Source organism: Sandaracinobacteroides sp. (assembly GCF_057137845.1).
The window spans coordinates 1-19,145 of the sequence record NZ_DBNHFX010000094.1 but is presented as its reverse complement, the minus strand read 5'-3'; the positions used below and the strand labels follow the sequence as shown (position 1 = coordinate 19,145).

General features: G+C 65.5%; 20 protein-coding genes and 1 pseudogene. 4 read left to right on the top strand and 17 right to left on the bottom strand.

What is annotated here, in order from left to right; genetic code table 11:
- A pseudogene (locus AC16JP_RS04950) lies at positions 1–438 on the top strand (hypothetical protein); the annotation flags it as partial.
- A gap of 16 nt (positions 439–454) precedes the next feature.
- On the opposite strand, the gene AC16JP_RS04945 reads toward AC16JP_RS04950, so the two are convergent.
- The 16 genes from AC16JP_RS04945 to flgB all read right to left on the bottom strand — a co-directional run bounded on the left by AC16JP_RS04945 (position 455) and on the right by flgB (position 14,746).
- Positions 455–1,450, bottom strand: a complete 996-nt coding sequence (locus AC16JP_RS04945; protein WP_484339493.1) for a glycerophosphodiester phosphodiesterase — start codon at positions 1,448–1,450, stop codon at positions 455–457.
- A gap of 18 nt (positions 1,451–1,468) precedes the next feature.
- Positions 1,469–2,152, bottom strand: a complete 684-nt coding sequence (locus tag AC16JP_RS04940; RefSeq protein WP_484339492.1) for a glutathione S-transferase family protein — start codon at positions 2,150–2,152, stop codon at positions 1,469–1,471.
- A gap of 96 nt (positions 2,153–2,248) precedes the next feature.
- Positions 2,249–4,192, bottom strand: a complete 1,944-nt coding sequence (gene uvrC, locus AC16JP_RS04935) for an excinuclease ABC subunit UvrC (RefSeq protein WP_484339491.1) — start codon at positions 4,190–4,192, stop codon at positions 2,249–2,251.
- 24 nt (positions 4,193–4,216) lie between these two features.
- Positions 4,217–5,059, bottom strand: a complete 843-nt coding sequence (locus tag AC16JP_RS04930; protein WP_484339490.1) for a flagellar motor protein MotB — start codon at positions 5,057–5,059, stop codon at positions 4,217–4,219.
- Complete coding sequence (gene motA / locus AC16JP_RS04925) at positions 5,056–5,922, bottom strand: flagellar motor stator protein MotA (RefSeq protein ID WP_484339489.1); 867 nt, start codon at positions 5,920–5,922, stop codon at positions 5,056–5,058. Before motA ends, AC16JP_RS04930 begins: the two co-directional genes overlap by 4 nt.
- Before the next feature lie 113 nt (positions 5,923–6,035).
- A complete protein-coding gene (locus tag AC16JP_RS04920; RefSeq protein WP_484339488.1) occupies positions 6,036–6,950 on the bottom strand; it encodes a flagellin N-terminal helical domain-containing protein in 915 nt (304 codons plus the stop codon).
- 14 nt (positions 6,951–6,964) lie between these two features.
- On the bottom strand, positions 6,965–8,812 hold the full coding sequence (locus AC16JP_RS04915) for a flagellar hook-associated protein FlgK (RefSeq protein WP_484339487.1): 1,848 nt from the start codon (positions 8,810–8,812) through the stop codon (positions 6,965–6,967).
- The gene (locus AC16JP_RS04910) at positions 8,809–8,961 is read right to left on the bottom strand and encodes a hypothetical protein (RefSeq protein WP_484339486.1); all 153 of its coding nucleotides are present in this window, start codon (positions 8,959–8,961) and stop codon (positions 8,809–8,811) included. Before AC16JP_RS04910 ends, AC16JP_RS04915 begins: the two co-directional genes overlap by 4 nt.
- An 83-nt stretch (positions 8,962–9,044) precedes the next feature.
- A complete protein-coding gene (locus AC16JP_RS04905) occupies positions 9,045–10,142 on the bottom strand; it encodes a flagellar basal body P-ring protein FlgI (protein ID WP_484339495.1) in 1,098 nt (365 codons plus the stop codon).
- Positions 10,143–10,156: 14 nt separating this feature from the next.
- Entirely contained in the window at positions 10,157–10,834 is a 678-nt protein-coding gene (locus AC16JP_RS04900; protein WP_484339485.1) for a flagellar basal body L-ring protein FlgH, read from the bottom strand.
- Positions 10,815–11,600, bottom strand: a complete 786-nt coding sequence (gene flgG / locus AC16JP_RS04895; RefSeq protein WP_484339484.1) for a flagellar basal-body rod protein FlgG — start codon at positions 11,598–11,600, stop codon at positions 10,815–10,817. The genes AC16JP_RS04900 and flgG overlap by 20 nt, the downstream gene beginning before the upstream one ends.
- Positions 11,601–11,616: 16 nt before the next feature.
- Positions 11,617–12,351, bottom strand: coding sequence for a flagellar basal body rod protein FlgF (locus tag AC16JP_RS04890; RefSeq protein WP_484339483.1), 735 nt, complete (start codon positions 12,349–12,351; stop codon positions 11,617–11,619).
- Complete coding sequence (locus AC16JP_RS04885) at positions 12,351–13,586, bottom strand: flagellar hook protein FlgE (protein ID WP_484339482.1); 1,236 nt, start codon at positions 13,584–13,586, stop codon at positions 12,351–12,353. The genes AC16JP_RS04890 and AC16JP_RS04885 overlap by 1 nt, the downstream gene beginning before the upstream one ends.
- A 14-nt stretch (positions 13,587–13,600) precedes the next feature.
- Positions 13,601–14,023 (bottom strand): flagellar hook assembly protein FlgD, encoded by a 423-nt coding sequence (locus AC16JP_RS04880; RefSeq protein ID WP_484339481.1) that lies wholly within the window; start codon positions 14,021–14,023, stop codon positions 13,601–13,603.
- A complete protein-coding gene (flgC, locus tag AC16JP_RS04875) occupies positions 14,020–14,421 on the bottom strand; it encodes a flagellar basal body rod protein FlgC (RefSeq protein ID WP_484339480.1) in 402 nt (133 codons plus the stop codon). Before flgC ends, AC16JP_RS04880 begins: the two co-directional genes overlap by 4 nt.
- 1 nt (position 14,422) lies before the next feature.
- Positions 14,423–14,746, bottom strand: coding sequence for a flagellar basal body rod protein FlgB (gene flgB / locus AC16JP_RS04870; protein WP_484339494.1), 324 nt, complete (start codon positions 14,744–14,746; stop codon positions 14,423–14,425).
- A 286-nt stretch (positions 14,747–15,032) separates the two neighbouring features.
- Between flgB and AC16JP_RS04865 the strand changes: the two genes are divergently transcribed.
- Together AC16JP_RS04865 and AC16JP_RS04860 are read left to right on the top strand one after the other, a co-directional pair.
- Positions 15,033–15,458: a hypothetical protein gene (locus tag AC16JP_RS04865; RefSeq protein ID WP_484339479.1), complete on the top strand. Its 426-nt coding sequence runs from the start codon at positions 15,033–15,035 to the stop codon at positions 15,456–15,458.
- A gap of 98 nt (positions 15,459–15,556) precedes the next feature.
- On the top strand, positions 15,557–15,835 hold the full coding sequence (locus AC16JP_RS04860) for a flagellar biosynthesis anti-sigma factor FlgM (protein WP_484339478.1): 279 nt from the start codon (positions 15,557–15,559) through the stop codon (positions 15,833–15,835).
- A 4-nt stretch (positions 15,836–15,839) separates the two neighbouring features.
- On the opposite strand, the gene AC16JP_RS04855 is transcribed toward AC16JP_RS04860, so the two are convergent.
- Entirely contained in the window at positions 15,840–16,511 is a 672-nt protein-coding gene (locus tag AC16JP_RS04855; protein WP_484339477.1) for an RluA family pseudouridine synthase, read from the bottom strand.
- A 125-nt stretch (positions 16,512–16,636) separates the two neighbouring features.
- On the opposite strand from AC16JP_RS04855, the gene AC16JP_RS04850 reads away from it, so the two are divergent.
- Positions 16,637–18,829, top strand: a complete 2,193-nt coding sequence (locus tag AC16JP_RS04850) for a flagellin N-terminal helical domain-containing protein (RefSeq protein WP_484339476.1) — start codon at positions 16,637–16,639, stop codon at positions 18,827–18,829.
- The last annotated feature ends 316 nt before the right edge of the window (positions 18,830–19,145 follow it).

Genomic DNA, 19,145 nt, shown 5'->3' with positions numbered 1-19,145 from the left:
CCGCCGCCGCCTGCCTGCCCGCCACCGGCGGAATGCCCGCCGATGTGGGGCGAGGGGCGAATGCCGGGCTTTGCCGGGAATCTGGACCAGCGGCTTGCGGGCGCGCTGCGGCCGTTGTCGGGCGCCGATCGTGGCGACCTGCTGGTCTGGGTCAGGCACCGCACCCCGGTTACGCCGGGGATGGCGGCGCTGGTGGCGCTTGGCGATGCATTGCCGCCCGCCAGCTTCACCCGTTTCACCGCGCCCGCGATCATCAGCAGCCTTACCTGGAGTTTCGAACTGTGCGACCCCGGCCATGCCGATGGCACGGGCTGGTTCCTTCTCCATTCGAAGGATGATGGCGTGGGCGAAGGCTATGCCGGACAGTCGATGGCGATGTGGGACGAAGCGGGCCGGCCGGTGCTGCTGGGCCGTCAGGCGGTCGCCATATTCGCCTGAGCGGGATTTCCGGCAGTCATCGCTCTAGTGCCGCGCGCGCGACTTCTGTGCTGTCGGAAAACAGGCCGTCGATGCCGGCGGCCAGAAACGCGCGGATTTCGCCAGCGCCGTCGCCGCGCACCATGGGTTTGTCTCCGTGGCGATATTCTGCGGGCAGGAAGGCGTTTTCGGGCCTGAACGTCCAGGCGTGCACCAGCAGCCCGGCAGCGTGCGCGTCCGCGACAAGCTGCGTCGGCTTGCCCAGTCGGCCATCGGCAAGGCGCGGGATCACCATTGCCTTGTCAACGCCGATCCCGTCTACATGGCGGGCCAGATCCATCAGCCCCTGCGGGCTTGCCATCGCGGCAAAGCTGGCCGTGGGCCGGTCGGGTGGGCCGCCATCGACTGACATCAACTGGACCAGCCGCAGCCGGGTTTGTCTGCGCAACCATTCCAGATTATCGGCCTCGAAGCTCTGGATGAAAACGGGGTCGTCGCGGTCGCGGTAGCCGTGGCCGCGCAACGTATCCAGCAACCGCCCTTCCAGCGGGAGGCCGATACTGCGAAAGTGGCTGGGGTGCTTGGTTTCCGGATAGATGCCGATGCGCCGGCCCAGCTTTGCTTCACTGCTGCGCACCAGCGCCAGTATTTCTGCAAACGTCGGAACTGTTTCCCCGCCGTCGAATTCGGTGTTTGCCGGGCGGATCAGCGGGATGCGTTCACGCGCGCGAAGCCGCTTCAGTTCCGCCAGCGTGAAGTTTTCGGTGAACCACCCCTCGATCCTGTTTCCGTCGATCATCTTCACCGTCCGCCGGGCCGCGAACTCGGGGTGCGCTGCAACGTCCGTCGTGCCGGATATTTCGTTTTCGTGCCGGGCGACCAGATGCCCGTCGGCGGTGGAAACAAGGTCTGGTTCGATGAAATCCGCGCCTTGTTCAATCGCCAGCGCGTAGGCGGCCAGCGTGTGTTCCGGCCGGTCTGCCGATGCGCCCCGGTGCGCGATCAAAAGCGGGTGGGGCGCCTTATCGGCCATCATCTTTCCCGGCGCGGATCATTTTTCGCCCATCTGCACGATGGTTCTGGCGTTTTCCGCATAGTGGCGCGCAGCGGCGCTGTCCTGCGCGGGCAGGTTGGATGATTGCGGAACCGCGATGCCCCGCTGGGCGGCGGGCCTGGCGGCGATCGCCCGGTGCCACCTTGCCATGTTTTCAAATGGCTCCGGATCGACGCCCGACCAGCGCGCTGTTCGCGTCCAGCACCAGTTGGCGATGTCGGCAATGGAGTAATCGCCTGCAAGCCATTCATTATTCGCAAGATGTCTGTCCAGAACGCCGAACAACCGGCGCACCTCGCCATGGTACCGGTCGATCGCGGGCTGGATGCGTTCGGGGAAATAACGATAGAACACGTTTGCCTGCCCCATCATCGGCCCGACCCCGCCCATCTGGAACATCAGCCACTGCATCACCAGCGATCGGCCCTGCACATCGGTCGGCATCAGCTTTCCGGTTTTTTCAGCAAGATACACAAGAATGGCGCCGGATTCGAACACGGTGAACCCGTCATCCACGATCACCGGAATACGGCCGTTCGGGTTCATCGCCAGAAATGCGTCGGTCTTCTGGTCGCCGGTCATCAGGTTTACGGCGTGGACATTGTAACCAAGCCCCAGTTCCTCCAGCGCGACGGACACCTTGTAACCGTTGGGCGTGGCAGCAGTGTAGAGTTCGATCATCGGTTTCGCCTTTGCAATCCGCGCCGGACAATAGACCTGTTTCCGCTTCCGGAAACGGACCAAATAGGGAAGTGGCGCAAACCTCGGAAGCTGTCCTCAGTCGGTCTGTCGGGAAGCGTGAAAATGGCCATGGATCGCTTCCGCGGTTGCACGGCTGATGCCGGGGGCCTTTTGCAAATCGTCGATTGCCGCCGCCTTGACCGCGCGGGCGGTGCCGAAATGTGTCAGCAGCGCTTTCTTGCGGGTGGGGCCGATGCCCGGCACGTCGTCGAGGGCCGAAGTGGTCAGCGCCTTGCTGCGCTTGCCACGGTGTGCGCCGATCACGAAGCGGTGGGCTTCGTCGCGCAGGCGTTGCAGGAAAAACAGCAGCGGATCGCCGGCCGGCAGCGTAAGTTCGCGCCCGTCCGGCAGGTGAAACACCTCGCGCCCGGCGTTGCGATCCGGTCCCTTTGCCACACCGACGACAGCCACATCCTCGACCTGCAGTTCGGCCAATGCGGCCAGGACCGCTGAAACCTGCCCCTTGCCGCCGTCGATCAGCAGCAGGTCGGGCCAGTCTGCCCCGCCGTCAGGGGATTCCGCCTGCAACCGGGTGAAGCGGCGCACCAGCATCGCCTTCATCATGGCGAAATCGTCGCCCGGCGTCAGGTCGGCCTGCTTCATGTTGAACTTGCGATACTGGCCTTTGGCAAAGCCATCCGGGGTCGCCACCACCATGGCCCCCAGCGCGTGGGCGCCCTGTATGTGGCTGTTGTCGTAGATTTCGATGCGTTCCGGCATGGCGGGCAGGGAAAACAGCTCGGCGACCAGTTCGAGATTGCGGCGCTGCGTGGTCGATTCCGCAAGCCGCCGGTCGACCGCTTCGCGTGCGTTGCGTTCGGCCTGCTCGATGAGGCGCTTCAAATGCCCGCGCTGCGGCACCCGCACCTCGACGCGATGCCCGACACGCGTGGCCAGCGCTTCGGTCAGCACTGCCGCATCGGGAATGGCGCGGTCCAGCAGCACAAGGCGCGGCGGAGCCAGTTCCGCATAGAATTGCCCCAGAAAAGCGACCAGCACTTCGGTATCGGAAAAACCTGCAACATGACCCGGAAAAACAGCGCGATGCCCCCAGTTTCTTCCATCTCGAATGAAGAATATCTGGACACACGCCACACCATTGCGGCTATGCACCGCGATCACATCGGCGTCGATCGCGTCGGTTCCGGCGTTCACGGCCTGCGTGCCCTGAATCGCAGTCAGCGCGCGCAGCCGGTCACGCAGGACGGCGGCCAGTTCATAATCCAGCCGTTCGGCCGCTTCGGCCATGCGTGCACCCAGCTTTTTCTGCACCTGCTGGCTGCGTCCGGTCAGGAACTGGAGTGCGTCGTCCACCAGTTCGCGATAGCTTTCCTCGTTGATGCGGCCGACGCACGGGGCCGAGCAGCGCTTGATCTGATACAACAGGCAGGGCCTGCTGCGGTTGGCCATATAGCTGTCGGTGCAGGATCGCAGCAGAAACACCTTTTGCAGCGCATTCAGCGTGTTATTCACCGCCAGCGCCGATGCGAACGGGCCGAAATAACGAACGCCATCGCGCCGGCTGCCCCGGTGCTTGGTCAGCCTTGGAAACGGGCCGCAGCCATCCAGCGCGATGAACGGGAAGCTTTTGTCGTCGCGCAGAAGCACATTATAGGGCGGGCGAAACCGCTTGATCAGTTGCGCTTCCAGCAGCAGCGCGTCCGCTTCCGAGCGCGTGGTGACGATCACCATCTGCCGCGTCTGCGCCACCATCCGCTGCAACCGCCGGGGCAGGCGGCCAACCTGCGTATAATTGGCAACCCGGTTTTTCAGCGCCTTCGCCTTGCCGACGTAAAGCACGTCGCCCTGTGCATCGATCATCCGATACACGCCGGGTTCGGTACCAAGCGTTTCCAGCGTGTTACGGATGGCGGCAACCCCGGTACCCAAGTCTCCGTGGCCGGCGGTCAGCGCTTTCGTCGCCTCGTCTTCGGCGAAGCGCCCCGGTGAACCGGGCCTGCTGTTGTCGTGGCCGCTCATGCTACTGCCATATGGGCAGGTGGGTCATCCCCGCAACAGGGTCACGCTCATCCGGCGGTTGCGCGGGTCCAGCGGATCGGCCCGGTTGACCGGCTCGGTGTCGGCCACGCCTTCCAGCCGGGAAAAGCGGTTCTGCCCCACACCGGCCAGCACCAGTTGGCGCCGCGTGGCCTCGGCACGATCGAGCGAAAGCGTCCAGTTATTGGCCCCTGCACCGGCTGCCGGGGCGGAATAGGGCTGTGAATCGGTATGGCCGCGCACAGCCAGCCGGTTTGGCAAGTTGCCGATTACATCCGCGACGACGGCAAGCAACTTGCGCGCGCGATCGTCCAGAAGCGCGGTTCCGGATGTGAACATCGAATAGTCCGCCCGGTCGATCAGTTCGATCCGCAACCCCTCGGGCACATGGACGACGCGGAGTTGCCCCTGCAACGCATTGAGGCCGGGGTCGCGCTCCATGCGCTTGCGCAGTTCGCTTTCGACTTTGCGCAACTGGCCTTCGTCCGAGCGGGTTGGCGCCCGCGCACCATTGGCCGCCTGATAGGGGGCGACCGGCATGATCCCCGACCGTTTTGGATACGGCGCATTGCCATCCGGTTCTTCGATCGAGCGGCCGGCAAGAACGCCGTTCGATCCACCGGATTTTTCCGACTGCATCACCGTCGGGGCGAAATAATCGGCGATGCCCTTGCGCTGGTCCTCGTTGGTGGCGCCAAGCAGCCACATCAACAGGAAAAACGCCATCATCGCCGTTACGAAATCGGCATAGGCAACTTTCCACGCGCCGCCGTGGTGCCCGGCATGCGCCTTTGCGCGCTGCTTCTTGATCAGAACTTCCGGTTCGGGGATCGGGCCAAGGGCGGTCATGGCTTGCCCCGCAACCCTTCGAATACTTCGGTGAATTGCGGCTGGCGCGCCGGCCCGATCGCCGTACGCGCGGTTTCCAGCACGATCGGCTGCGGCTGGTTCCTGAGCGACGCCAGGATGACGCGCCGCACGACCTGATAAATCTCGCCGTCGGCCTCGGTGATCGTTTTCAGGCGCGCCGCCAGCGGGTTGACGATGCCATAGGCCAGCAGCACCCCAAGAAACGTGCCGACAAGCGCGGAACCGATCATCGCACCCAGCACCGCCGGTGGCTGATTGATCGAACCCATGGTTTTCACCACGCCCAGCACGGCAGCGACGATTCCCAGCGCGGGCAATGCATCGCCCAGCGTCTGTAGCTGCTCGGCCGGGCGCAGGGCGTCGTGATGGTGGGTTTCGATTGCAGTATCCAGCACGTCCTCTATGGCGACGCTGCTGACGTTGCCGGTGCTGACAACCAGCAGGCGCAGCGTGTCGCAGACGAGGTGGACGAAGAAATGATCCGCCAGCAGGCGGGGATATTCGCCCCACATCGCCGACGATGCCGGTTCTTCGACATGGGGTTCCACGGCGACCGCACCTTCGGCCTTCAGCAAACGCATCAGGCGGACGCTGAGGAATATCGCGGAAAGATAATCCTGCCGCCCAAAGCGGGGGCCCTTGAAGATGCGCCCCAGCCCGCCGCCCAGTTGTTTCAGCGAGCCGACGTCGTTCGACACCACCAGCATGCCGACGGCAGCGCCGCCGATGATCAGCATTTCATGGGGGAGGGCGTGCAGCACCGGACCCAGCGAGCCGCCGGTGAACGCATAGCCGCCAAACACCATCAGGATCAGCACGACGACACCTGCAACAGCCATCATGCCGGCGGCACTCCCCACGGTTCACGGGTGCGCCCCGGCGCGCCCTATGCATCGACAGCGGGCATGGGATGCCCTGTCATGATAACGGGGCGGGCGGGCCGAGGTTTAGCTGGTCAGCCAAGCCGATCGAACAGCGTGCCTTCGTGGATGCGTGCAAAGCTTGTTCGCGCGGCGGAAAGCGCCAGTTGCAGGGCGTTGATTTCGGCGAAGGCGGCCGTCAGGTCGACACCGCGCACATCGGCAAGCGACTGCGCGACCGAAAGCTGGAGTTCGGCATTCCGATCCGCTTCCGACGCAAGCCTTGCCGCGTTGGCCCCGATCGCCGACCAGCCGTTCACCAGCCGGTCGTGATCGGTCTCGAGTGCGAGTGATACCGTGGCAAGCGCGGCGTTGCGGGTTTCCGGGTCCTGGTCGATGAGGGCTGCCTGCAAGCCGGCCAGATCCGCGAAGGCGCCTGCCGCATCGCTGCCGAACAGTTCCGGCCCGCGCGGCGGCTGGATTCCGGCGATCCCGGCAGCTTCGGCCCCGGCGGCGCTACCGACACCCTGCCAGATGATGTTGCCACCCGGACCTTCGGCAAAGGCAGGAGTCGCGCCGCGACTGCCGGCGAACAGATAGCGGCCTGCCTCGTCGCGCGCGTTGGCCATTTGCAGCAACTGCGCCTGAAGGCCGGCAACCTCGGTAGCCATCGCCGCGCGGTCGTCGCTGCTCCATGTGCCGTTCGAGGCCAGAAGCGCGATTTCGCGCGCGCGCACCAACGCATCGGTTGCCGGTTTTACGGCGGCTTCCGCAGCCTCCAGCCTGCCGGCGGTGCGGTCGATCGCCTTCTGGTCAGACGCCAGCCGCGCCTGCTGCCGCAGCAACAGCGCGGCCCGCTGTGCGCCGGCCGGATCGTCCGACGGATCGGTCAGCCGGTCGCCGGTCGTCACCTGCCGGTCGATCCGGGCCAAACGATCTTCCAGCAATTTCATGCGCTCGGCCTGCACCGGGATCGGCGTGCGGCTGTTCACGAGCACCGGGATAGGCATGGTCTGGCCTCCTGTCAGCGGGCGGCGGCAAGGATCGCGTCGAAGGTTTCGCGCGCGGTCTGGATGATGCGGGCGTTGGCCTGAAAGGCCTGTTGCAGACGAAGCATTTCTGCCGCTTCGGTGTTCAGATCGACGCCCGAACTTGCTTGCAACGCTTCGGCAGCGCCATTGCGGTTGGCTTTGGCTACTTCGTGGCGTGCGCGGGTTTCCGACAGCGTAACCGTGATCGTCGACCGCAGCGCGTCGATTTCGGTCGCGATGGAGCCTGCCGGGCCGGTGCGGTCACGAAGGTCGAGCAGCGCCAGTGCGTTGTCGTTGTTGCCTTCGCCCGTCCCGGCGTGCTGGATGCCGAAACTGTCACCGGTTGCGGGCGCGCCGCCGACGCGGGCGGAAAACCCGTCTCCGGAAAGCCAGGCGCCTATCGGACCGGTCGCCAGCAATGCGCCCAGATTGTCGCGCAGTTCCACCTGGCCGCTGGCGATGATCTGTGCCGTGAACGGCGCGCTGGCGGGCAAGCCCGACGGGGGGATGACGATCAGGTCCAGCGTGCCGGTTCCGCCGTTCGACTGGGCCGGTTCACCAAGCCAGCGGGCCGACAGGGCAAGTTGCTGCGGCGCCAGCGGGCGCACCGCGATGGCGGCAGCCGGACCTGCGGCGGCGATCCGGAACACGTCGCCGTTTGCGGCATCGCCCGCAGCGCTGACGGTCAGGCCGCCAAGTGTGAGAGGCAACGCCCCTGTCACCGATCCTCCGCTGTCGGACAGCGTCCAGTTGCTGCCGTCGAACACCAGCGTCGAGTCGGGAAGGGGGGCGCCAGCGGCCAGACTGGCCGAGACCCGTGCCTGACCGCCATTGCCCCGATCGCCAGTTACCGTTGGTGCCGTGATGGTGAACAAGGCTGCCCCGTCGGCGCCATCCAGATCGACACCGTTCTGGTGCAATGCATTGAAGTCCTGCGCGACGCGCCCTGCCAGTGAATCCAGCCGTTGCGCGCCATCGTGCAGCTTTGCCTGTGCCGCCGACAATCCACCCAGAAGCCCGCCGACAATGGCAGCGCTCTCGTCAGCGCCCTTCGGGCCAAGCCGCAGTTCAAATCCTGCCGGGCCGGCGACAACACGGGCCGATTGCGCGCGCCCTGCCTCGACCAGCACCGCCCCGCCGGCGTCCGGGATGCGCACCTTTGCCTGACCGAGCCGATCAAACCCTACTTCGATGCCGACGATCGACGACATCTGCGACAGCAGACGGTCCCGCTCGTCGGCCAACGCAGCACTTGCGCTGCTGTCCGGTGTCGTGCGGCGAAGGCGGTTGTTCACGTCGGCGAGGCCCTGCGCCAATGCGGTGAGGTCGACGGCAGCGCCCGTTGCTTCGCCGCTGATTTCGCTGTCCAGCCGCCCCAGTTCCGCCGCTGCGCCGTTGAAGCGTGTGGCCAGCGCGTCGGCCTTCAGCAGAAACGCCTGCCGAAGCGCCAGATCGGTGGGTTCGGTGGCAAGATCGCCCATAGCGTCGACGAGGTCGGACCATGGCCCATCGACCGATGCAGGACCGGTCAGCGTCGACTGGATAGCGGCAAGCCATCGCCCGGCGCCTTCGAGCGCGGCCGCCTGCCCCTCGGCGCGGCGCAGCGAATCCGTCTGCAAGGTGTCGATCGCGCGCCGAACCGATGTCAGCCGAACCCCGCTGCCGCTGACCGGGTCGAGGTCGGTTGGGCCGGACGCACCGCCGGGTGCCGCTGACGCCAGCGTTGCGGTGCGCCGCACATGGCCGGGTGTCGCGGCATTGGCGACGTTGTCGGCCACTACGTCGAGCGCGCGCGCATAGGCACGGACGCCGGACTGGGCGATCGACAGCAAGTCGGTCATTTCGCATCCTCGGCGGGTATCAGCCGGGCAACGCCCAACTGCATGGATCGTGCAATCTGTGTCGCTACACCGTCGAGGGCCGGGCCATAAAACTGCCCGGTATGCGCCTGTGTTTCGGGCAGCACCGACTGTAGGAGCTTCTTCAGCATCAGGGCTTCGAACGCTTGTCCGGCGTCGTTCTTTGGATCGGCGCTTGCGGGGGAAACGCCAGGGTTCGCGATTCTGTGCAAAATCATATCACCACCAGTTCAGCGCGCAGCGCGCCTGCCGTTTTCAATGCTTCCAGAATGGCTACGAGATCGCCCGGCGCCGCCCCCAGCGCATTCACTGCATCGACGATCTCGGACAAACGTGCCCCCGGTGCGAACATCGCCATACGCGCCTGTTGCTGCTTTGCCTCGACCCTGGAGCGTGGAGTTACCACGGTATCGCCACCTGAAAGCGGCGGAGGCTGCGATGCCTGCCAGTCCTCGGTTATGGAAACGGTCAGGTTTCCGTGCGCGACCGCAGCCGGGAGGATCCGCACGTCGCCGCCAATGACCACCGTGCCGGTTCTGGCGTTGACGACCACCCGCGCAACCGGTGCCGATGGCGTGATTTCCATTGCTTCGATCCGCGCCGCAAGGCGGACACGCTCGGCTGCCGGACCGGGCGCGTCGATGCTGACTGTCACGCCGTCGATCGGTCGCGCGATTTCGTGGCCAATGCCCCGGTTGATTCCGGCCGCCAGCGCCTCGGCGTTGGCGAAGCCGGGGCTGACGAGGTCAAGCAGCAGCGTGTCGCCCTGCGCGAAAGGCGAGGGCACGGCCCGCTCGACGAGCGCGCCGCCGGGCACGCGCCCCGAGGTGGGTATATTGACCACGACCTTGGAACCATCCGCGCCTTCCGCGCCGAAGCCGCCGACCGACAGATTGCCCTGTGCCAGCGCATAGGTTTCGCCGTCTGCGCCGCGCAGCGGGGCCAGCAGCAGCGTGCCGCCGCGCAGCGACTTCGCGCGCCCCAGCGCCGACACGGTGACATCGATGCGCTGGCCGGGCTTGGCGAAGGCAGGCAGTTCCGCCGTCACCATGACGGCGGCGACATTCTTCAGCGACGGGTTGACGCCCGGCGGCAACTGCACGCCAAGCGCCGACGCGGCCGAACGCATCGACTGGATGGTGTAGGCCAGATTGTCGTCGCCCGTGCCCGGCAGCCCGACGACCAGCCCGTAGCCGACAAGACCGTTGGCGCGCACACCCTGAAAACGCGCGAGTTCGCCGATACGTTCGGGGCGGATCGACTGTGCGGCCAGCGGGCCGGCCAGCAGCGCGACCGCAAGTGCCGCAAGGATGGTTCGGCCCGCCATCAGAACGGCGTGATCGTTTCGAAGAAGCGGCCCAGCCAGCCCTGACGGACCTGCGCCGCCATTTCGCCGGTGCCGGTGTAGCGAAGCCGCGCATCGGCGACTCGGGTCGAGGCGACCCTGTTGTCAGGGCCGATGTCCTCCGGGCGGACGACCCCGGTCAGTTGCACCTGCTCTTCGCCACGGGTGAGGGTGATGCGACGGTCTCCCGCCACCGCCAGTGCGCCGTTGGGCAGCACCGATGTCACGAAGACCGTGAACTCGCCCGTCAGCCGGTTTTCCTGCCGGGCCGATCCGCTGCCGCTGAAACTGTTCCGGGCGCCACCCGCCAGCAGGCCTTCCGGGATTAGGCTGAAGGGTTTGGCGTCAGGCAGATCAACGCTGCGCTGGCTGTTGCGCTTGCCATCCTGCGCGGCTGATTTCTCGGCCTGCAACCGCTCGACCAGGCGGATCGTCAGCGTGTCGCCGACACCGCGTGCGCGCCGGTCTTCGGCCAGCGCCATGCGATGCGCCGTCGTCGGCTGCCACAGGCTTCCCGTTACGGCAGGCGGTGCCGGGGCAGCCGGTAGCGCCGGCGGGATCTGCGGCACCGCGCCGCCAAGTTTCGATACCTGCGAGCAGGAAACAGAAACTACGCCAAATGAAATAATAATCAGATGATTATATGCTTTGGTTGACATATTGCATCATTTCATCAGCGGCCGATATGACCTTCGAGTTGATTTCATAGGCGCGCTGCGTTTCGATCATGTCCACCAGTTCCTGAACGGCAGACACGTTTGAATTTTCAAGCGAACCTTGCCGGATCGATCCGGCGCCGTTTTCGCCGGGGTTCATTTGCTGTGCCGGGCCGGATGCAGCCGTTTCCCGGAACAGGTTTTCGCCGGAAGGCGCCAGCCCGCCCGGATTGATGAAGGTTGCAAGCGTGATGCGCGCGGCTTCGGTTGGCGTATTCTCGCCCGGCAGCATCGCAGATACCGTGCCGTCTCCTGCGATCGTGATCTGGGTGGCGCCTTCGGGAATCTGGATCGGCGGCGCCAGCGGAAAGCCTTGCGGTGTTACCACGCGGCCTTCGGCATCGCGGGTGAAGGCCCCCGCGCGGGTGTATGCGGCGGTCCCGTCCGGCATGGTCACTTCGAACAGGCCCTCGCCGTCGATCGCCAGGTCGAGCGCGTTCGATGTGACGGTCATCCCGCCTTGCGTGTGCACTCGCTCTGTTCCTGCAACCCGCACGCCCGCACCTGTGGAAAGGCCCATGCCAAAGCGGGTGTCCGCGCCTGCGGGGGCGCCGGCCGGGCGGGTCGTCTGATAGAGCAGTGTTTCAAAGGCGGCGCGATCGCGCTTGAAGCCGACCGTGTTGGCGTTCGCCAGATTATTGGAAATCGTGCGAAGCCGCTGGTCGAGCGCCTCGAGGCCCGACCGGGCGATGTGCAGTGCAGAAGACATGGCCAGTTCCTCGTTACTATTGGACGCGCATCAGGGTTGCGCCGCCTTCGTCCATCTCGCGCGCGGCGGTAAGAAGCCGCGTCTGCATCTCGAACAGGCGGGATTGTTCTACGAGTTCGACGAGCGCCGACGCCGCATCCATGTTCGATTGTTCGAGTGCGCCGACCTGCACGCGGGCTGCCGGGTCCGCCTCGGCCGAGGGTGACCGGAACAATCCGTCTTCGCCGCGACTGATCGTATCGGATGGTGCGGTCTGCAGCAGCAGCCTGCCGGCCCTGACCCAGGCCATTTCGCCAGCGGGCAGGATTTCGAGGCCGCCATCGGCTGCAACCCTGAGGCTGGCGAAGTCCGACGCGAGCCGGATGGGGCCGTCCTCGCCAAGAACCGGATTACCTGCGCCGGTCATCAATTGGCCATCTGGGGCGACGTGCAAGTCGCCCCGTTTGGTCAGGGCCGGTTGCCCGTCAGCGCCTGCGACGCCGAGCCAGTTGCCGGCAGGCAGGGCGATATCGAGCGGGCGTCCGGTCGTGACGACGCGGCCCGGCGTCTCGATATCGACTGGTGCTTCGCCACCCGACTGCACCCGCGCGGTTGGCCCGGCGCCGCTTTCGGCGACCCACGCCGCCGACAGCATCGCCACCTCGCGGCGGAAGCCCGGCGTCGACAGGTTCGCGAGGTTGTGCGCCGTCACCGACTGCGCCTCTTGCGCCCGCTGCAACCCTGTAAGCGCGGTATAGACCAGTCGGTCCATCAGGAGCGCAACTGGATGATGGTTTGCAGCAGTGTCGATGCAGTGTCGATCGCGCGCGCGTTTGCCTGAAAGTTGCGCTGGGCCGAGATCAACCCCACCAGTTCCTCGGTCAGGTCGACGTTGGAGCGTTCGAGCGAACCGGATGCCACTGTGCCGAAGCCATCCTGACCGGCTTCTCCTACCTGCAACGCGCCCGATGAACCCGAAAGCATCCAGCTTACGTTGCCGTTCTGCTTCAGCCCTTGCGGATTGGTGACGTTGCCAAGCGCCAGCTTGCCGATCGCCGCCGTTTCTCCGTTCGAGAAGCTGGCGCGGACGATGCCGGTCCTGTCGATGTCGAGGCTTTCGAGGCGGCCGGGGGCATACCCGTCCTGTTCAGAGAAGGGCACGGAAAAGGGCTGGGCAAGCGTCGTGGAATCTGCGTGGCTGATGCTGAAGCCGCCCGAAAAGACGACCGGCCCGACGGGGGAGGTCAGCACGCCTGCGCTGTCGAAGGTGAGGGTCTGCGGGCCGGGGCCGGGCACCGGCGATATTTCTGACTGGCCGGTGAAGCTTCTGATTTCCCAGTATTTGTTGGTATCGCCCATAGGGCTTGGAAGCCGGCGATAATAGACTGTTGCGGTCTGTGCGGCGCCGTTTGCATCGTAGATCGTCGTCGACGTGGCGCCGTTGTAGCTTGCCGGGTCGGCGCGGTCGAAGCTGGCGACGGGCGGGGTTGCGGCGGCAGGCAGGTTGGCGATGAAGCGGACGGCAGTAGTGGCGATGGGTGTGCCCGAACTTTCCGGCATCCGCAGCGCCTGCAACGCGCTTGCGCCGGTTCCCGTGACGGCGCCATCGGGCGTCGTCGGCAGCACCTGCAGCCGTCTGCCTTCGTTGTCGACGACCCAGCGGTCGGCGTCGACGCCGAACGAGCCGTTGCGTGACAGGGCGAAGCTGTCCCCTTCGGCGCCGCCTCCCTTCACCAGAAAGAAGCCCTGGCCGCCGATCGAAAGGTCAAGGGCGCTGCTGCTCGACTGGTAGCCGCCCTGTCCGAACTGCTGTTTCACCGCCATCACAGCGACGCCCACGCCGTTCGCAGAACGCGCCGACTGGTTCACAGACCGGCTGACGATGTCGCCAAACTCGACACGGGACTTCTTGAAACCGTTGGTGCCAACATTGGCGATATTGTTGGAAAGCGCCGACAATTCGGTCTGTGCAGCGTTCAGGCCGGTGAGCGAGATGGAGAAGGTCATGGTCGGGCTTCCTTTCAGGCCAGACGGTTGACTGAGGAGAGCAGCAGGCTCGCGCCATCCGCGAGGACGAGCGACACAGCCCCGTCTTCGGCAAAGCTGACCGACGCGACTTCGCCGCCGGTGCCGTCTGCGCCGGTGACGGTGCGCCCGATCCATGCGGCTGCCGACAGGCGTTGTTCGCCGGCGGCGGTCTGTTCCATCCGGCCAAGCGTTTGCGCAGCTTCTGCTATTCCGGACACGGTCGAGAATTGTGCGAGCTGGGCGACGAAGGCTTCGTTGTCGAGCGGGTTCAGCGGGTCCTGATTGCGCAACTGCGTGACGAGCAGCGTCAGGAAGTCCTGCTGCCCCAGCGACTGCCGCCCAAGCGTCTGCCTGTTGCCGCCGGTTTCGCCATCGGCTGCGCGAAGGCCGAGCGCCGCTGCGTCGAACCCGCTCACCGGCCAAGCCTCAGGGTTTCGAGGGTGAGCGATTTCGCTGTTTCCAGCACTTCGATGTTGTTGCGGTATTGCCGGCTGGTTTCGACGATCTCGACCAGTTCGGCGTTGGTGTCGACGGCGGCCATATGCACATAGCCCTGCGCGTCGGCGAGCGGATGGCCAGGCTCGTGGCGGCGCTGAGGCTTCATCGCGGTCTGCACGACGCCAAGCACGGATACCGTCGCGTTGCCGGTGCCGGCCTCATACTCGGTCTGGAACACCGGCTTCAGCGCCCGGAACGCGCCTTGCGCATCGGAGGAGACTGCGCCAGCATTGGCCAGGTTCGATGCGGAACTGTTCAGCCGCAGCAACTGCGCCGACATGGCGCGGCCCGCGATGTCGAAGATCGAAAGCGACATTTCATTCACCCTTCAACGCAGCCATCAGGCCGTTGATGCGGCTGCCCAGCATGCCCAGCGTCGAGCGATAGCGGATCGCGGTTTCAGCGAACTCGACCTGCTCGGTCGCCAGTTCGACGCTATTGCCATCGAGCGAAGGTTGCAGGGGCTGGCGGTAGAGGAGGCGTGGTTGAACGTTGCCGCCCGCACCGATGTGCCCACGGCTTGGCGCGGCGAGGTGGCCGGGCGCTGCCCCATCGGCAGCGAGCAACGCCGAAAAATCGAGGTCGCGCGCTTTGTATCCGGGCGTCGCAGCGTTCGCGATGTTGGAAGCAAGGATCTGCATTCGTTCGCTGCGCAACGTCAGCGCGGTTCCATGCACCCCGAAGTAGCGGTCCAGCCTGTCCACTGTGTGTCCTTCCTGCCCGAATGTGGGCAAACGGACGCCAAGCAATTGCCGTGCCAACCTGATGGCTGAGCGTGCGAAGCCTTTGTGCCGGAACATATGTGCCGGCCGGGTTCCGCATTTGCGGCACCGATGTGCCGGTTTGCACGGCAATCGCGGCGGGCGACTGGCTGGCCCGTTCCTTGCTTGATGAACTCCGAACGACCGGAGGTGCATGATGTTTAGAATGATCGCCGTTCTCCTTTTGCTGGTTCCGTTGCCGGCTGCGGCCTCGGCGGATGATCTGCGCGAAAGCGCCGGGCGCTTTGCCGGCGCACCGGTGCGGCTGGACGAACGGATCGCTGTGCCGGATTGCCCGACCGGCTTTACCTTTTCATGGGAGCCGGGCAGCCGCGCCGGACTTCACGCGCGCTGCCCGGGCAACGGCTGGAACATTCGCCTCGATGTAGCTGCATCGGAATCACGGCCGGCGATTCGGCGCGGGCAGTTGCTGCAAGTCGAAGTCGAAGGGGCGGGTTATCGCGTAAACGCGGAAGGCGTGGTGGAAGCGGTCAACCTGCGTGACGGGTCGGTGACGCTAAGGAACAGTGTTTCCGGCCGACGATTCTTTGCCACCATCGGCGACAGCGGAAAAATTTTCGTGAAGCGCTAAAGAACGAATTGGGACTGCCGTGAACCGGGGAACTGGTGCGCGGCGCCGCCACAGGCGGGCCTGCGCTCCGGCGGAACGACGTCAGGATGATGGAACCTATGGTTGACCCTGTTACCAACCGGCCGATGGCCAAACTGCCACTCAACGGCGCAAGCGCTGCGGGGGCGGGCACAGCGAAAGCTGCGGATTCTGCAATTGCGCCCGGCCGCGCCCGGACGGACGGCAATACTGCCGGCGCCGTCACACGGGCGCTCTCTGAACATCCTCCGGTGCAATATGGCCGCGTCGAGGAGCTGCGTAATGCGATCCGCGCCGGGAACTATCCGGTGCAGCCCGATCGCATTGCCGACGCAATGGTCCGGTCGCTGAACGGCTGACGGTTCAGTCGGCAGGCGCGTCTGCGCCAAAGCCGAGGGTGCCGAAGCGGGCGGGGCAGGGGGCCTCGGCCCGCACTTCGTCGTTGGTTCGGGGATCACGAAACCACAACCGATGCGCGTGCAGCATCATGCCGGCCGCGTGCGGCGCGCCATAGACAGGATCGCCGACGATCGCCGAACCTGCGGCAAGCCGGGTGCAGTGCACGCGGATCTGATGGGTTCGCCCGGTCAGCGGCCGAAAGCTGACGAGCGCCAGCGCCCCCCGCCGTTCCAGCACCCGCCATTCCGTCTGCGCCGGCTTGCCGTTCGCCGATACTTCCATGCGCCAGCCAGTGGCGCGGCTGCTGAGCTTCGCCAGCGGCGCGTCCACCACGCCATCATCGGCGGTGGGCGGATTTGCGACGATGGCAAGATATTCCTTGCGGACCGAACCTTCCTCGAACTGCCGCGCCAGCGAACGCAGTGCAGACGCCTTGCGCGCAAGCAGCAGGCACCCTGATGTGTCGCGGTCGAGGCGGTGCACAGCCCTTGGCTGTGGGCGCTTGGGTGAATGTGCAGCCAGCACATCCTCCAGACTGTGCGGCGTTCGCGGGCCGGGATGCACAGCAAGCCCCGCCGGTTTGTCGATCACCAGCCAGCCCGGCGCATCGATCAATATGTCTGGAAATTCATGCATGTCTGATGCCGCGTTTAACCTGCGGACAGCCCGGCCGTGAAGCCCCGCGAAGCCGATGACACCGAGGCTTCCAGTTCCAGCCTTACCGTGCGGGCAGGGGCCTGCAACACCAAGGGGATCAGGATATGACGATCATCAATACCAATCTTTCGGCACTGAAAGCACAAGCCGGCGGCCGCGTCGGCCAGGCAAGCCTCAACACCGCGATGGAACGGCTGTCGACGGGGCTGCGCATCAACAGCGCCAAAGACGACGCCGCCGGCCTTGCGATCGCCCAGCGCATGACGGCCGATGTTCGCGGCCTGTCGGTTGCGATCCGCAACGCCGGCGACGGCATCTCGCTGGCGCAGACGGCGGAATCTGCAATGGGTGAAATCACCAACATGCTGCAACGTATGCGCGAACTTTCGGTGCAGGCAGCAAACGGCACCATCTCCAACGAGGACCGGCAGGCGCTTCAGGCGGAAGTTACGCAGCTCGTCGGCGAAATGGACAATGTCGCCAGCCGCACCAGTTTCAACGGCATCAAGCTGCTCGACGGTTCTTCGACCAAGCTGTCGCTGCAAACCGGCTCGCGGGCTGGCGAAACCGTGCAACTGGCGATCGGCTCGGCCCGTGCGGGCGACCTTGGCACCGGGAATGCACCGGGCCTCACATCGACCGGGGCGTTCGAAACCACGGCGGGCGCCCTGACTTCGAACCAGGCGTTGCAGGCGAACGACCTCAGGATCAACGGCGTCGTCATCGGTTCTTCACGTGAAGCCGACGACAATCTTTCGTCCACCGCAAAGGAGGCATCGGCGCTGGCCAAGGCTGCGGCGATCAACCGGGCAAGCACGCAGACCGGTGTTCGTGCCGTCGTCGGCGCCACCACGATGACCGGCACCGCGATGACGGCTGCGGCGCTTACCGGCACCGTCACCATCAACGGCGTGACCACGGGCTCGATCACCACCAGCGGCAACGCTGCCGCATCGCGCACTGCGGTCGTCGATGCGATCAATCTGATCACCGGCCAGACCGGGGTGCGGGCGATCGACACCGGAGATTCCAACCTTGGCATCCGCCTCGAAGCGGCGGACGGGCGCAACATCGACGTGCAGATGACGACGCTGACGGCGGCAGCGACCGGCCTGAAGGCGGGCGCGCAATCGGGCACGTTCAGCCTCGTGTCGGACTCGGGTGGGCCGATCGTGGTCGACTCGGTCGGGTCCGGGCGGTTGTCGCGGTCCGGTCTTGCGGTGGGCACGTTCGATCGTGGTGTCTCTACCGTATCGACAGATGCGCGCGCGGTGGCGAGTGCGGCCAACGGCTCGGATGCGCGGGTGCTGAACACCGGCGATCTGGTGATCAACGGCGTGTCGATCCGCGCCTCCAAGGCATCGGACGATACCTGGTCGGATACCACTGCCGGTTCCAGCACCAAGGCCGCCAGCGCAATCGCGGTTGCCGCAGCCATCAACGAAAGTTCGGCGCAAACCGGCGTCACCGCCACGGCACGCGCGCTGACCATCGACGCCACCACGACGACCGTTGTCGGCGCCGACGCAAGCGCGACGCTCGTCATCAATGGCGTGTCGATGAGCGTTTCACTGAAGGCAAGCGACAGCGCACAGCAGACTCGCGAAAATGTCGTGTCGGTGATCAACAACTCGTCGGGCGCAACCGGCGTGACTGCAACAGACAACGGCCGTGGCGGCCTGTCGCTGACGGCGGCCGACGGACGGAATATCGCAGTCTGGTTCGATACCGCCACCGCAAGCGCCGCGAACTTCGGCCTTGCCGGCGCGACGGTTGCCGGCACCGGCACCAGCTATACCGCGCTTGGGGTTGCGAACACCGCCAACGTGTCGGCTGATGCCGTGCAGACAGCCTATGCCCAGGTCACGCTGTCAAGCAGCAAGGCGGTCGATGTGCGCGCGGGCAGCCAGGGCTTTGCCGCAGGCTCGAACTTCACCAACCTCGGCTTCGAGGAAAGCCGTTATGGTGCCGACCTTGGCGGCCTGAAGGTGAAGGACGTCGACATTTCGACGCAGGCAGGGGCGACCGCCGCGCTTGGTTCGATCGACGAGGCGCTGAAGTCGATCTCGATCAACCGCGCGGAACTGGGCGCAGTCCAGAACCGGCTCGAAGCGACGATCAACAACCTGACAAGCACCAGCACCAACACGGTCGCTTCGCGCTCGCGCATTCAGGATGCCGATTTCGCCGCCGAAACCACCAATCTGGCGCGCGGGCAGATCCTGTCGCAGGCGGCACAGGCGATGCTGGTGCAAGCCAACCAGAGCCAGCAGGGCGTGCTGCAACTTCTGCGGTAAGACAGACACAGGGTCGGACGACGGAACCGGGCCGGGGCGATCAACCCCGGCCCGATTTTTTCTGGCGTCGGCATGGCGCTATCGAATGTTCCGCTGCGGCCTGTATGACAAAATGCCCGCAGGCATTCCGCATGACCGTGTTCAACGCAGAACCTGCACCACGGCCTTGAGCGCTGGCTTCAGGCCCGGTACAGATGCCCGGACGGGAGGCAGATGGACGAGCAGCGCGACTATGGCGTGACCGTTGACGAGCCACATGGCATCGTTGCGGTGGAAGCGGACGCGATCGCGGGCCGGCAGCTTCGATATTATGACT

What these genes read in the sequence shown, in the direction of transcription:
- AC16JP_RS04860 (WP_484339478.1), top strand. Translation starts at nt 15,557, where the DNA reads ATGGTTGACCCTGTTACCAACCGGCCGATGGCCAAACTGCCACTCAAC.
- flgG (WP_484339484.1), bottom strand. Translation starts at nt 11,600, where the DNA reads ATGTCTTCTGCACTGCACATCGCCCGGTCGGGCCTCGAGGCGCTCGAC.
- AC16JP_RS04920 (WP_484339488.1), bottom strand. Translation starts at nt 6,950, where the DNA reads ATGCCTATCCCGGTGCTCGTGAACAGCCGCACGCCGATCCCGGTGCAG.
- AC16JP_RS04915 (WP_484339487.1), bottom strand. Translation starts at nt 8,812, where the DNA reads ATGACCGACTTGCTGTCGATCGCCCAGTCCGGCGTCCGTGCCTATGCG.
- AC16JP_RS04855 (WP_484339477.1), bottom strand. Translation starts at nt 16,511, where the DNA reads ATGCATGAATTTCCAGACATATTGATCGATGCGCCGGGCTGGCTGGTG.
- motA (WP_484339489.1), bottom strand. Translation starts at nt 5,922, where the DNA reads ATGATGGCTGTTGCAGGTGTCGTCGTGCTGATCCTGATGGTGTTTGGC.
- AC16JP_RS04910 (WP_484339486.1), bottom strand. Translation starts at nt 8,961, where the DNA reads ATGCTGAAGAAGCTCCTACAGTCGGTGCTGCCCGAAACACAGGCGCAT.
- AC16JP_RS04865 (WP_484339479.1), top strand. Translation starts at nt 15,033, where the DNA reads ATGATCGCCGTTCTCCTTTTGCTGGTTCCGTTGCCGGCTGCGGCCTCG.
- AC16JP_RS04885 (WP_484339482.1), bottom strand. Translation starts at nt 13,586, where the DNA reads ATGACCTTCTCCATCTCGCTCACCGGCCTGAACGCTGCACAGACCGAA.
- AC16JP_RS04940 (WP_484339492.1), bottom strand. Translation starts at nt 2,152, where the DNA reads ATGATCGAACTCTACACTGCTGCCACGCCCAACGGTTACAAGGTGTCC.
- AC16JP_RS04945 (WP_484339493.1), bottom strand. Translation starts at nt 1,450, where the DNA reads ATGGCCGATAAGGCGCCCCACCCGCTTTTGATCGCGCACCGGGGCGCA.
- AC16JP_RS04850 (WP_484339476.1), top strand. Translation starts at nt 16,637, where the DNA reads ATGACGATCATCAATACCAATCTTTCGGCACTGAAAGCACAAGCCGGC.
- flgC (WP_484339480.1), bottom strand. Translation starts at nt 14,421, where the DNA reads ATGTCGCTTTCGATCTTCGACATCGCGGGCCGCGCCATGTCGGCGCAG.
- uvrC (WP_484339491.1), bottom strand. Translation starts at nt 4,192, where the DNA reads ATGAGCGGCCACGACAACAGCAGGCCCGGTTCACCGGGGCGCTTCGCC.
- AC16JP_RS04900 (WP_484339485.1), bottom strand. Translation starts at nt 10,834, where the DNA reads ATGTCAACCAAAGCATATAATCATCTGATTATTATTTCATTTGGCGTA.
- AC16JP_RS04890 (WP_484339483.1), bottom strand. Translation starts at nt 12,351, where the DNA reads ATGGACCGACTGGTCTATACCGCGCTTACAGGGTTGCAGCGGGCGCAA.
- flgB (WP_484339494.1), bottom strand. Translation starts at nt 14,746, where the DNA reads ATGCAGATCCTTGCTTCCAACATCGCGAACGCTGCGACGCCCGGATAC.
- AC16JP_RS04930 (WP_484339490.1), bottom strand. Translation starts at nt 5,059, where the DNA reads ATGACCGCCCTTGGCCCGATCCCCGAACCGGAAGTTCTGATCAAGAAG.